The organism is Pantoea sp. SJZ147 (assembly GCF_007828605.1).
GTDB classification, from domain to species: Bacteria; Pseudomonadota; Gammaproteobacteria; order Enterobacterales; family Enterobacteriaceae; genus Pantoea; species Pantoea allii.
The window spans coordinates 139,555-152,401 of the sequence record NZ_VIVB01000011.1; the positions used below are offsets into that span (position 1 = coordinate 139,555).

A 12,847-nucleotide genomic window follows, 5' to 3' on the forward strand; every position below is an offset into this window, starting at 1 on the left:
CACCGCATGATGCAGGAAACAGAGTTGGTCGATATTGCAGCAGCCTTTCCTGAGCTCAGTATCGACCTCAAATATGCCACCGCCGACAACATCACGGGCCAGCCTATCTACAGCGTCGCCCGCTGCCTGCTGCACCCTGATGCCGTGAAAGCGCTGGAGAAAAGCATGGCGATTGCAAAAGTGGCCGGATTCACCCTGCTGGTGCTGGATGCCTATCGCCCGCAAAAAGCCCAGGAGCTGCTGTGGCACGCCTGCCCTGACCAGAATTATGTCGTGCCGTTATCGCAAGGCTCCAACCACAGCCGTGGCACCGCCATTGACGTCACGCTGGTCGATGCGACAGGGCAGACGCTGGATATGGGCACCGGGTTCGATGACATGCAGGCGCTATCCCATCCTTATCATCCCGACGTACCGCTTGCTGCCCAACGCAACAGACTGCTGCTTAATGCCGTGATGTTTGGCGGCGGCTTTACTGGCATTGCCACGGAATGGTGGCATTTCGAATTACCGGAAGCGGCCCGTTACCCGCTTCTCAACGATGTTTTCACCTGCATATCCCCAGCCCAGACTGACGGAGTATTACCATGAAAATGACGCACACAGCCCCCGGCTATTTTCGCCCTTTGTTACTCGCCATCACCCTGGCCGCCACGACGACGTCCGTTTTGGCGGCGGTACCCAAAGATATGTTAGTGATTGGTAAAGCTGCCGATCCTCAGACGCTTGATCCTGCCGTCACCATCGATAATAACGACTGGACCATTACCTACCCTGCCTATCAGCGATTGATCAAATACAAAACCGAAGGCGGTAAGGGTTCTACAGACGTTGAAGGCGATCTGGCGGAAAGCTGGCAGAGCAGCGAGGAGGGTAAGGTATGGACGTTTACATTACGTCCCGGCGCTGCGTTTGCGGACGGTTCAGCCGTGAATGCTGAGGCCGTTAAGCTGTCATTTGAGCGCCTGCTGCGTATCAAACAGGGCCCTTCTGAAGCCTTCCCGGCCGACCTTAAAGTCGAAGTGGTAGATCCGCTAACCGTGCGTTTCACCCTGAGTACGCCTTTTGCGCCTTTCCTGTACACCCTCGCTAACGACGGTGCCTCCATCATTAACCCGGCCGTGCTCAAGGCTAACGCGACTGACGACGCGCGCAGTTACCTGGCGGAACATACAGCAGGTTCGGGCGCTTATATGCTGCAGCGCTGGCAGAAAGGTCAGCAACTTGTGCTGGTGCCTAACCCACACTTTGCCGGGCCAAAACCAGCGTTTAAACGGGTGTCGGTGAAGATCATCAGTGAAAGCTCAGCCCGACGCCTGCAGCTGGCCAAAGGGGATGTGGATATTGCTGATGCCTTGCCGGTGGACCAGTTTGCCGCGCTGAAAAAGCAAAATGATGTGGCCGTGATGGATTATCCCGCCCTACGGGTCACCTATCTCTACCTGAACAACAGCAAAGCGCCGCTCAATCAGCCAGATTTGCGCCGGGCGATATCCTGGGCCACCGATTATCAGGGGATGGTGCAAGGCATTCTGGGTGGCAACGGAAAACAGATGCGTGGACCGATCCCGGAAGGCATGTGGGGTTACGACGCGAAGGCCATGCAGTACAGCTTCAATATCGCAAAAGCCAAAGCTGAACTGGACAAGGTTGCCAGTAAGCCGCAGTCGCTGTCGTTTCTCTATTCTGACAGCGACCCAAACTGGGAGCCGATTGCCCTGTCAATGCAGGCCAACCTGCAGGCTATTGGGATCAAGGTGAAGCTGGAAAAACTGGCTAACGCCACCATGCGCGAGCGCATTGGCAAAGCGGACTATGACATTGCGATTGGTAACTGGAGCCCAGACTTCGCCGACCCCTATATGTTTATGAATTACTGGTTTGAATCTGACAAAAAAGGGCTGCCAGGTAACCGCTCGTTTTATTCCAACCCGGACGTGGATGCGCTGCTGAAAAAAGCGGTATCGACTCCGAATCAGGCTGAACGGACGACCGACTACCAGCAAGCGCAAAATATCGTGATTAAGGATGCGGCTTACGTTTATTTATTCCAGAAGAATTATCAGGTGGCGATGAATAAATCGGTTAAAGGCTACGTGTTTAACCCGATGCTGGAGCAAATCTTTAATATCGCCACCATGCACAAAGAATAACACCCCTCACGCCCGTTCATGCAGGGCCTGCCCGGCCCTGCTGAGGAAGACATGATGAGTTACTGGAGTTTAGTAAGACAGCGTAGCTGGGGACTGCTGTTAGTGGTCGCCGGCGTCTGCGTCATTACGTTTATTATTTCGCATCTTATTCCCGGGGACCCAGCCAGGCTTCTGGCAGGTGACCGCGCCAGTGATGAAATCGTCCAGCATATCCGTCAGCAGTTGGGGCTGGATTTACCGTTATGGCAACAATTTATTCGTTATGTGGAACAGCTGTTACATGGCGATCTGGGTACCTCTATCCGGACAGGCCGCCCTGTGTTAGAGGATTTACGGGCGTTTTTTCCCGCAACGCTGGAGCTGGCCAGTTGTGCCCTGTTGATCGCCCTGCTCGTTGGCGTGCCGTTGGGCGTGCTCTCTGCGGTGTATCGTAACCGCTGGCTCGATCATCTGGTGCGCCTGCTGGCGCTGACCGGGATTTCAACCCCGGCGTTCTGGCTGGGCCTGGGCGCGATTGTGCTGTTTTATGGCAAGTTAAACCTGCTGCCCGGTGGCGGACGACTGGATGACTGGCTCGATCCCCCCACGCGCATCACCGGTTTCTATTTGGTTGATGCCCTGCTGGAAGGCAACATCGAGGTCTTTTTTAATGCGCTTCAGCATCTGATTCTGCCTGCCACCACCCTGGCCTTTGTTCATCTGGGCATCGTGGCGCGCCAGATTCGCTCGGCCATGCTGGAACAACTGAGCGAAGACTATATTCGCACCGCGCTGGCCAGCGGCCTGCCGAAATGGACGATCGTCGTACGTTATGCCCTGCCCAATGCCCTGATTCCCTCCGTGACGGTCCTGGGGCTGGCATTAGGCGACCTGCTGTATGGCGCGGTATTAACCGAAACCGTGTTTGCCTGGCCCGGCATGGGCGCTTATGTGGTGTCCTCTATTCAGGCGCTCGATTTCCCGGCGGTGATGGGCTTTGCCATCGTGGTTTCCTTTGCGTACGTATTGGTAAACCTGTTCGTGGATCTTCTTTATCTGTGGATTGACCCGCGCATGGGTCGGGGAGCGTAGAACATGATGATAACGCAAGAACAGCCTGCCGTGCGTCAGGTCAAACCCGGCCTGTTCGCCTGGAAACGCCGCCTGTGGATGCTGAGCAAAAGCCCGCTGACGCTGCTGGGTGCCGCCATCATTATTCTGATGCTGGGGTTAATGGTGTTTTCACCCTGGATTGTCCCCCACGATCCCAATGCCATCAGTTTGACCGATCGCCTCCAGGCACCCAGTGCCGCACACTGGTTCGGTACTGATGAAGTGGGCCGGGACTTGTTCAGCCGGGTACTGGTCGGCAGCCAACAGTCGGTGGCGGCAGGCCTGGCTGTCGTGCTGCTGGCAGGCATAAGCGGGTCGTTACTGGGCTGCCTGTCCGGTGTGCTAGGCGGGCGCAGCGATGCGATGATTATGCGCCTGATGGACATCATGCTGTCGATTCCTTCGCTGGTACTGACCATGGCGCTGGCTGCGGCGTTGGGGCCGAGCCTGTTTAACGCCATGCTGGCTATCGCCATTGTGCGCATCCCCTTTTATGTCCGGCTGGCGCGGGGTCAAACGTTAATCGTCAGGCAGCATACCTTCGTGGAAGCGGCAAAAACCTTTGGTGCCTCGCGCTGGCACCTGATTAGCTGGCATATCCTGCGCAATGCCCTGCCGCCGTTGGTGGTGCAGGCCTCGCTGGATATTGGCAGCGCGATTTTGATGGCGGCTACGTTGGGTTTTATTGGCCTGGGCGCTCAGCAACCCACAGCGGAATGGGGCGCGATGGTGGCTAACGGCCGCAACTACGTTCTGGATCAGTGGTGGTACTGCACCTTTCCCGGGGCCGCCATTTTAATCACGGCGGTGGGATTCAATCTATTTGGCGATGGCATCCAGGACCTGCTGGATCCGAAAGCGGGAGGACGTAACTGATGCAAGAGAGAATCCTGACGATTGAGGATCTACGGCTGAGTTTCCCGGTTTTTCAGGGAGAGGTGAACGTGCTGAACAGCGTATCGATGCACATCAATCGTGGCGAAATTGTGGGCGTGGTTGGTGAGTCGGGTTCGGGGAAATCCGTCACCGCCATGCTGGCGATGCGGCTGATTCCAGAACACAGCTATCACATCAAGAGCGGCAAGCTGGAGCTGGCTGGGCAGGATGTGCTTGCCGCCAGTGAAGTCGACATGCGCAAGCTGCGCGGTAATCGCGTTGCCATGATTTTTCAGGAGCCTATGACCGCCCTGAATCCGACCCGTCGCATCGGCAAACAGATGGTGGATGTGATTCGTCAGCATCGTCCTCTGTCTGCCCGTGAAGCAAAAGCCCGCGCGCTTACATTACTGGGCGATATGCAAATCGCGGACGCGAAGAACGTCATGGAGCGCTATCCTTTTGAACTTTCAGGCGGAATGCGTCAGCGCGTCATGATTGCCCTGGCCTTTTCCTGTGAGCCTGACCTGCTGATTGCGGATGAACCCACAACCGCGCTGGACGTTACCGTTCAGCGCCAGGTGCTGCGCCTGCTGAAACAAAAAGCCGAAGCGACCGGCACCGCCGTGCTGTTTATCAGCCATGATATGGCTGTGGTTTCCCAACTGTGCGATCGGATTTACGTCATGTATGCCGGGGCCGTCATTGAAAGCGGCGTGACTGACACCGTCCTGCGTTCACCGTGCCATCCCTATTCCATCGGCCTGCTCACCTGCTCGCCGGACGCCATTGAACCGCGTGCGCCGCTGGCATCAATTTCCGGAACCGTACCCAATCTGGCCTGCTTGCCCGCAGGCTGTGCCTTTCGCGAGCGCTGTTTTGCGGCGGGAGAACGCTGCAGCAACCCGCCGCGACTGCATGCCACAGGCGACACCGCCCAGCAGGTCGCGTGCTGGTATCCACAACAGGAGACGCGTCATGTCTGATGCTCTGCTTACGCTGCAAAACGTGCATGTCACCTTCCCTGCCAAAAAGAACTGGCGCGGCAAAGTAACAGAACGGGTTCATGCGCTGAATGGCCTGGATATTCAGGTCCGACAGGGCGAAACACTGGGGATTGTTGGCGAATCCGGCTGTGGGAAAAGCACCCTGGCGAAACTGTTGATGGGCATGCTGAGTCCGACCTCAGGCCAGCTTGAACTGGCAACGGCCCCCGCCGGTCATCGGGGACGTCGTATGCAGATGGTGTTTCAGGACCCCCTCTCTTCCCTCGATCCTCGCCTGCCCGTCTGGCGCATCATCACCGAGCCGGTCTGGATTCAGTCGCGCCCATCAGAAAAAGCGCGGCGGGCGTTGGCGGAATCACTGGCAAACCAGGTCGGTATTCGTCCCGAATACCTGGACCGGCCGCCGCATGCGTTTTCCGGCGGGCAGCGTCAGCGCATCGCCATCGCCCGGGCCCTGTCATCCGAGCCTGATATTATCGTCCTGGATGAACCGACCTCCGCGCTGGATATTTCTGTTCAGGCGCAGATTCTGAATCTGCTGGTGGACCTGCAAAAACAGCAAAACCTCACCTACATCCTGATCTCGCATAACGTGTCGGTGGTGCGCCATATGAGCGATCGCGTCGCGGTCATGTATCTGGGACAGATTGTGGAGCTGGGCGAAACACAGCGCGTTCTGGATGCGCCCCAGCATCCTTATACCCAGTTACTGATGGAGTCGGTACCGCGCATCGGCGCGGCGCTGGACGGCGCGCCGGTCAACACCGAGCTACCGGGTAACCGTCACCTGCCGACGGGATGCTATTTTCGCGATCGCTGTCCACAGGCAACACGCGGCTGCGAGGCGCCCCAGCCACTGTTATTACAGGAAAAAGGCAGTGCGGTGAGATGTTGGCAGGCGCAAATCCCCATCCAGGCCTAAGCCATACCGAACACAGACCGCGCGGACAATGCCCGCGCGGTTGAGCGATAACGCGTTCAGGATAAATATCAAGATGAAAATTATTGTACTCGGTAGTGGTGTCGTGGGCGTGACAACCGCCTGGTATCTGCAGCAGGCCGGGCATCAGGTGACCGTGATTGAAAAAGAAGCCGGTCCGGCATTAGGCACCAGCGCCGCCAATGCCGGGCAGATCTCCCCTGGCTACGCCGCGCCCTGGGCCGCGCCGGGTGTCCCCTTAAAGGCGGTGAAGTGGATGGTGCAACGCCACGCGCCCCTTTCCGTGCGTCCGGACGGCTCCCGCTTTCAGCTCGCATGGATGATGCAAATGCTGAAAAACTGCAATCCGCAAAGCTATGCCGAAAATAAGGCCAGGATGGTCAGGCTGGCAGAGTACAGCCGCGACTGCATCAGAGCACTGCGGGCCAGCACGGGCATTGAATATGAAGGACGTCAGGGAGGCACGCTGCAGCTGTTTCGCACCGCTCAGCAGTTTGACAATGCGGCACGCGATATCGCCGTGTTGCAAGACGCCGGCGTTCCTTATCAACTGCTGGAAGCCTCACAACTGGCCGAGGTTGAACCGGCGCTGGCGGCGGTTAAGCATAAGTTGACCGGCGGGCTGCGACTGCCTAATGACGAAACCGGAGATTGCCAGTTATTTACCCAGCAGCTTGCGGCGAGGGCGCGCGAGGCTGGCGTCGACTTCCGTTATCACACCAACGTCGATGCGCTGCTGACACAGGGAGACAGGATAAGCGGGATTGTCTGTGGCGCTGAAACGCTGACGGCGGACGGATACGTCATGGCTTTGGGCTCGTACTCCACGCAATTGCTCCGGCCGCTGCTGTCTGTCCCGGTTTACCCACTAAAAGGCTATTCACTGACGATTCCGATTGTCGATGCGTCCGGCGCGCCGGTATCCACGGTGCTGGATGAAACCTATAAAATTGCCATTACGCGTTTTGATAATCGTATTCGCGTGGGCGGTATGGCGGAAATCGTGGGATACAGCAAAACCCTGCTGCCCGCCCGGCGGCAAACGCTGGAGATGGTCGTCAACGATCTCTTTCCAGATGGCGGACAGGTGAGTCAGGCAACCTTCTGGACCGGATTACGCCCAATGACGCCGGACGGCACGCCCATCGTTGGTCCGACGCATTTCACCAACCTGTGGCTGAATACCGGACACGGCACGCTGGGCTGGACGATGGCCTGCGGCTCCGGCCAGCTGTTGAGTGATGTGATTTCAGGCAAACCGCCGGCGATTGCCCATGCGGACTATGCCGTGTCGCGCTATGCCTGAGCCGTACAGCGCAAATAATCCGGATGTTTTAAAGCAGGAAGTACTAAAAAAGATTAATTTTCAGGCAGGATCACATAGAGATCATTGTTGTAAACGTTGATATTCTGGTCCGTACTCACGGACCAGAGAGACTTTACATGTCTGAATATACTTTGCAGGACTGCAACATTACGGTGCCCGATGTATTTCGCGATCGCACCATGAACCTCTTTACGCTCAGCCATACGAATGCCAATGAATTCACCTTCGTGATTTCACGTGCAACAGCGGCTGCAGAAGACACACTTCAGTCAGTATCCCAGAGGCTGTCATCCGAACTGCAGGCTACTCTGCAGGACCTCTCACTCAACCATGCCCGGCTTACTGAGTTAAGCGGAAGGCAGGCTCTGGAACTGTTTTACAGTTTCAAAGCCGGGGAAAGAATTATCTTTCAGAAGCAAAGGGTGGTGCTGACATCTGAAAACAGTACGGGAAAAAAGCTCCTCTGTTTCATTGGCACCTGCCCGGATGCATTTGACGATTACCATAGCCGGATTTATGACAGCATCACGGACAGCATTACGTTTCCGGACGATGCACTCGGTTCGCCCGTACGGGGCAGCCAGATCCCCGCCGACAGTCATGAAATCTTCTTCAGCTTTGACCGTGACAGCCGCGAACTGGCAGTATTTCCTTCAATTTCGGACCTCTACTCTTCTATTGACCTCAGTCGTGCCAGAAACGGCAGCTATCTGTTCTTTGACGCAGCAGGCGAACCGCTGATGCTGTCTCCGATACCTGAAGGCGAGCATGCTGGCCGCTATGCGCTATGGGAAATGACCGGAGCCAGAATACCGGGACTGATATCAAGTCTGCTTCTGACCAGAAGTGTTCGGGGTATTGCCGGGCTGGATACGGCTGAAGCCGTCGAGTCTTACCTCAGCCAGCGGATAAATGAAAAATGAGTGGAGCCGCAGAAGCCTTTTCCGCTGCACGTGTGGGCGACGGTATAGAACACACTGCCTCTAAAGGCTGGCTGGTGCTCGGTCTGATAGGCGGAGCCATTGCCGGTGCAGCGTTTACGTTGGCCACGGGGGGCGTCGGAACGGTAGTCCTGGCCGCGACAGTCGCTGGAGCAGCTGGCGGCGGTGGGCTGGGTGAAGTTCTGGGCAGCATGTCATGGGCACCCCGTCACGAAACCGGCCAACTGGTCACCGGCTCATCAAACGTTTTCATCAACGGAAAGCCAGCTGTCATGTCGCATATGTCTGTGGGTGACTGTGACGAACACGGCCCGGCTCTCCAGCGGGTGGCTGAAGGGTCTTCACGCGTCTATATCAATGGACTGCCCGCAGCACGGACAGGGGACCGCCTGACATGCAGTGGTGTGATCAGCGATGGCTCCCCCAACGTCATTATTGGTGGCAATAAAGAGCAGACTGACGTAATCAATCCGGAAATCCCGGACTGGGTGGACAAAGTACTGCTGGGCGTGGGGCTTGCGGCCACGGCCGTTCTGGCAGGCCCGGCGATAGCCCTGCTTGGTTTTGCGGGGGGCTTGGGTGGTGGCTATGGTGGTGCGTATTTAGGCGGGAAATTATGGGGAGAAGGCAGTGACGGTCAGAAATGGCTTTCGCTCGGTGGTGCATTTGCAGGTGGGCTTGCCGGCGCCAAAGGAGGTGCAGCCTTTAATGCATGGCGCAGCACCCCTCAGAGCCTCATCAACCTCAAGGAAATTGAACCCCAGTTGGCCACCGATCCGGACAGTGCCTTTTTTTGGTCAGGGCGAACTGAGGGAGTCGGCGGGCCAGAAATTTCAGAAGCCATCGCGAAGTCCCGGGGCGGTGTCACGCTGGAGTCCACACTCACTGATAAAAATATTGAAATGCCGAGGTGGGACCCTAAAGAACCCCTTTCTATCAAAGCATGGGAGGACGTTTCCGCTTCCTATGCCAGACAGGTATCAGGAGAAGTACGGGCCGTGGTAGGACAGTCGCTTCGTGAAGGTAATATATGGGAAAACGTTGAGTTACCGCGCTTAATGGGCAATGATAACGTCACTAAAATTACGACAATTGATCCGATGACTCAGTCCGAAAAAGTCATTTTTGTGAGGGATAACTGATATGAAAGTCTCAGGCACCAGTTCGCATGTGTACCTTGATATGGATGGCCAGATAATCAAGGCCGAGGGTGAAATGATTGTGGGTGGATTCGTCGCTTACAAAAGCACGATGAAATTCGAGCCTCCCTATGAAAATGAACCGGTTACTGAAGCAATCCGTCAGAAATACATTGATGAAGCGTTAAGAGAAACAAAAGACTCATATATGAAGCTGGAATTCGAATAATTTACCAGGCCCTGAATTTAACATCCGCCTGAAAAGAAAAAACAAAATAAGTCAGACGACCAGGGATATTCCAGGGAACAGGTCACTCCAGTTTTCGAAATCCTGAAATGACCCATGACTCCATCATTGGCGACATGACAGAGTCTAATCAGTGTACAAACTTTTTATGCAATCTGGCTCTTGTGTACACAGGTATATTATTCCAGAACAGTTACAGAGCCTGGGCGCAAGCCCAGGCCGAACTCCAGGCCCACTGGAAATTGTACCCCCCCAGCCAGCCGGTCACATCGACCACCTCGCCGATGAAATAGAGCCCCGGTACGTCGCGCGCTTCCATGGTTTTGGATGAAAGCTGAGTTGTGTCAACGCCGCCGAGGGTGACTTCGGCGGTGCGGTAACCTTCCGTGCCGTTAGGCTGCACCTGCCAGCCGTGCAGCGTCTGCACCAGTTCTGTCTGCTGTTTGCTATTGAGTTGCTTCAGCGTGACATCCGGCACGACTTTCATTTCCTGCAAGACTTCGACCAGGCGCTTAGGCAGAATTTTGGCCAGGCTGTTTTTCAGGCTCAGATTCGGATGCGCCTCTCGCTGAATCGACAAAAAATCATCCAGACGGGTGGCCGGAGAGAGATCCACCGTGAGGAACTCGCCGGGCTGCCAGTAGCTGGAAATCTGCAACACTGCCGGGCCGGACAGACCGCGATGGGTGAACAGCATCGCCTCTTTAAATAGCGTGCCGTCCTTTGCCGCAATGGTCGTATCCAGCGCGACGCCAGACAGCGTCTGCAGTTGGTCTAATAGCGGTTTGTGCAGGGTAAAAGGCACCAACGCCGCGCGCGTTGGCAACACACTAAGCCCAAACTGCTCAGCAATTTTATAGCCGAACGGCGATGCGCCCAGGCCCGGCATGGAAAGCCCGCCGCTGGCAATCACCAGCTTCTCTGCCTGCACCGCGCTGCCGTTGAGCTGCAGATGGTAGCCCGCGTCATCCCGGGATACGCTCAGAATGTCGCTGCGCAGGCGAACGGTGACGCCACCGTTGTCACACTCGGCCATTAATAAATCCACCATCTGCTGGGCAGAATCATCGCAGAACAGCTGTCCCAGGGTTTTCTCATGCCAGGCAATGCCGTGACGATTCACCAGATCGATAAAATCCCATTGGGTATAGCGCGCAAGGGCCGACTTACAAAAGTGGGGATTATTCGACAGATAGGCGGCGGGTTCAGTGTAGAGATTGGTGAAATTGCAGCGCCCGCCGCCGGACATCAAAATCTTGCGGCCCGGCTTCTTGCCGTTATCCAGCAGTAATACACGGCGACCACGCTGTCCTGCCTGCGCAGCACAAAAAAGCCCGGCAGCGCCTGCCCCAATTACGATAACGTCAAACTGTTCCACTGCAATTGCCCACCTGGTAAGAGAGGGGCAGATTGTAGTGATCTGCTCCTGTGGATGCCAGTGTCAAAATTTTGCCGTAAATATGTCACAATGTAACTGGTTAATTTATATAGACTTTGTACCTGTTAACCGGGTTAATTGACATTTTTAGTCCAAATCATGACTATATTTTCCTTTCCCAGACCGCATGTTGTCGCGGATAATGCGCCGCGTTCATGTCCTCCAAAATGGCGTAACGTCTATGCTACATCTGTTTGCTGGTCTAGATCTTAGCACCGGCCTGTTACTGATACTTGCTCTGCTGTTTGTATTGTTTTACGAAGCAATTAACGGCTTTCATGATACGGCCAACGCGGTTGCGACGGTCATCTACACCCGTGCCATGCGTGCTCAGCTTGCCGTTTTGATGGCGGGGGTTTTCAACTTCTTTGGTGTATTGCTCGGCGGATTAAGCGTGGCTTACGCTATCGTGCATATGCTGCCTACCGATCTGCTGCTGAATGTCGGCTCGGCTCACGGTCTCGCCATGGTGTTTTCCATGCTGCTGGCGGCGATTATCTGGAACCTGGGCACCTGGTATTTGGGGCTTCCGGCTTCCAGTTCCCACACGTTAATCGGCGCGATTATCGGCATCGGCCTGACCAATGCATTAATGAACGGCACCTCGGTCGTCGATGCGCTTAACATTCCTAAAGTGCTGAATATCTTCCTGTCTCTGATCCTTTCTCCCATCGTCGGCCTGGTGATTGCGGGCAGCTTAATCTTTCTTCTTCGCCGTTACTGGAGTAACACCAAGAAGCGTGCGCGTATTCATATGACGCCCGCAGACCGGGAGAAAATTGATGGCAAGAAAAAGCCGCCTTTCTGGACGCGTACCGCCCTGATTATCTCCGCCATTGGCGTCAGCTATTCACACGGTGCAAACGACGGGCAAAAGGGGATTGGCCTGATCATGCTGGTTCTGATTGGCGTTGCGCCAGCAGGCTTTGTGGTCAATATGAATTCATCGGGTTACGACATCACGCGCACGCGCGATGCGGTTAACCACCTTGAGCAATATTACCAACAGCATCAGGCGTCATTGACCCATATCATCCAGATGGCTCCGCCTAAACTGCCCACGCCAGAAGAAGTCGCACCGGCAACGTCAACCGAGTTTCATTGCGACAGCGCGCGTGCACTGCAGGCCGTGCAGCGTGCTCAGGTGTTGCTGAACAATCTGCAAAGCTATGGCGATCTGTCCGTCGATCAGCGTAGTCAGATGCGCCGCCTGTTGCTGTGTATTTCCGACACCGCCGATAAAGCGGCGAAGCTGCCGGAAACCTCCGCTGACGATAAACGCTTCCTTGGCAAGCTCAAAGGCGATCTACTGAACACCGTTGAGTACGCACCGGTATGGATTATCATGGCGGTTGCGCTGGCTTTAGGCATCGGCACCATGATTGGCTGGCGTCGTGTTGCCACCACCATCGGTGAGAAAATTGGTAAGAAAGGCATGACCTATGCGCAGGGCATGTCCGCACAGGTAACGGCCGCCGTATCGATAGGCATTGCCAGCTACACCGGCATGCCGGTCTCCACCACGCATATCCTGTCCTCTTCCGTTGCCGGTACAATGCTGGTAGACGGCGGTGGATTGCAGAGCAAAACCATCAAAAACATCGCCATGGCGTGGGTATTTACGCTGCCGGTCTGTATTTTGTTGTCGGGTTCGCTCTACTGGATCGCGCTCAAGCTCATCTGAGAC

12 protein-coding genes are annotated in these 12,847 nt (G+C 55.7%); 11 read left to right on the plus strand and 1 reads right to left on the minus strand.

The genetic code is table 11. The annotated features are described in order from the left end of the window. Window positions 1-6: 6 nt before the first annotated feature. The 10 genes from ddpX (at window position 7) to FBY13_RS16760 (ending at window position 9,704) form a co-directional block, all read left to right on the plus strand. Entirely contained in the window at window positions 7-591 is a 585-nt protein-coding gene (gene ddpX, locus FBY13_RS16715) for a D-alanyl-D-alanine dipeptidase (protein ID WP_063877587.1), read from the plus strand. Then, entirely contained in the window at window positions 588-2,153 is a 1,566-nt protein-coding gene (locus FBY13_RS16720) for an ABC transporter substrate-binding protein (protein WP_096012692.1), read from the plus strand. The genes ddpX and FBY13_RS16720 overlap by 4 nt, the downstream gene beginning before the upstream one ends. A gap of 54 nt (window positions 2,154-2,207) precedes the next feature. Further along, complete coding sequence (locus FBY13_RS16725) at window positions 2,208-3,224, plus strand: ABC transporter permease (RefSeq protein WP_109717878.1); 1,017 nt, start codon at window positions 2,208-2,210, stop codon at window positions 3,222-3,224. A 3-nt stretch (window positions 3,225-3,227) separates the two neighbouring features. Continuing rightward, a complete protein-coding gene (gene ddpC, locus FBY13_RS16730; RefSeq protein WP_063877589.1) occupies window positions 3,228-4,121 on the plus strand; it encodes a D,D-dipeptide ABC transporter permease in 894 nt (297 codons plus the stop codon). Next, a complete protein-coding gene (locus FBY13_RS16735) occupies window positions 4,121-5,107 on the plus strand; it encodes an ABC transporter ATP-binding protein (protein ID WP_145394649.1) in 987 nt (328 codons plus the stop codon). Before ddpC ends, FBY13_RS16735 begins: the two co-directional genes overlap by 1 nt. After that, a complete protein-coding gene (locus tag FBY13_RS16740; RefSeq protein ID WP_063877591.1) occupies window positions 5,100-6,050 on the plus strand; it encodes an ABC transporter ATP-binding protein in 951 nt (316 codons plus the stop codon). The genes FBY13_RS16735 and FBY13_RS16740 overlap by 8 nt, the downstream gene beginning before the upstream one ends. Window positions 6,051-6,123: 73 nt before the next feature. Then, the gene (locus FBY13_RS16745) at window positions 6,124-7,374 is read left to right on the plus strand and encodes a D-amino acid dehydrogenase (RefSeq protein ID WP_145394650.1); all 1,251 of its coding nucleotides are present in this window, start codon (window positions 6,124-6,126) and stop codon (window positions 7,372-7,374) included. Between the two features lie 137 nt (window positions 7,375-7,511). Then, entirely contained in the window at window positions 7,512-8,318 is an 807-nt protein-coding gene (locus FBY13_RS16750) for a DcrB-related protein (RefSeq protein WP_145394651.1), read from the plus strand. After that, on the plus strand, window positions 8,315-9,478 hold the full coding sequence (locus tag FBY13_RS16755; RefSeq protein WP_145394652.1) for a PAAR domain-containing protein: 1,164 nt from the start codon (window positions 8,315-8,317) through the stop codon (window positions 9,476-9,478). Before FBY13_RS16750 ends, FBY13_RS16755 begins: the two co-directional genes overlap by 4 nt. Before the next feature lies 1 nt (window position 9,479). Next, the gene (locus FBY13_RS16760; protein WP_063877593.1) at window positions 9,480-9,704 is read left to right on the plus strand and encodes an Imm74 family immunity protein; all 225 of its coding nucleotides are present in this window, start codon (window positions 9,480-9,482) and stop codon (window positions 9,702-9,704) included. A 211-nt stretch (window positions 9,705-9,915) separates the two neighbouring features. On the opposite strand, the gene FBY13_RS16765 is transcribed toward FBY13_RS16760, so the two are convergent. Continuing rightward, the gene (locus FBY13_RS16765; protein ID WP_096012697.1) at window positions 9,916-11,100 is read right to left on the minus strand and encodes an NAD(P)/FAD-dependent oxidoreductase; all 1,185 of its coding nucleotides are present in this window, start codon (window positions 11,098-11,100) and stop codon (window positions 9,916-9,918) included. A 241-nt stretch (window positions 11,101-11,341) separates the two neighbouring features. On the opposite strand from FBY13_RS16765, the gene pitA reads away from it, so the two are divergent. Further along, complete coding sequence (pitA, locus tag FBY13_RS16770; protein ID WP_063877595.1) at window positions 11,342-12,844, plus strand: inorganic phosphate transporter PitA; 1,503 nt, start codon at window positions 11,342-11,344, stop codon at window positions 12,842-12,844. Window positions 12,845-12,847 lie beyond the last annotated feature (3 nt).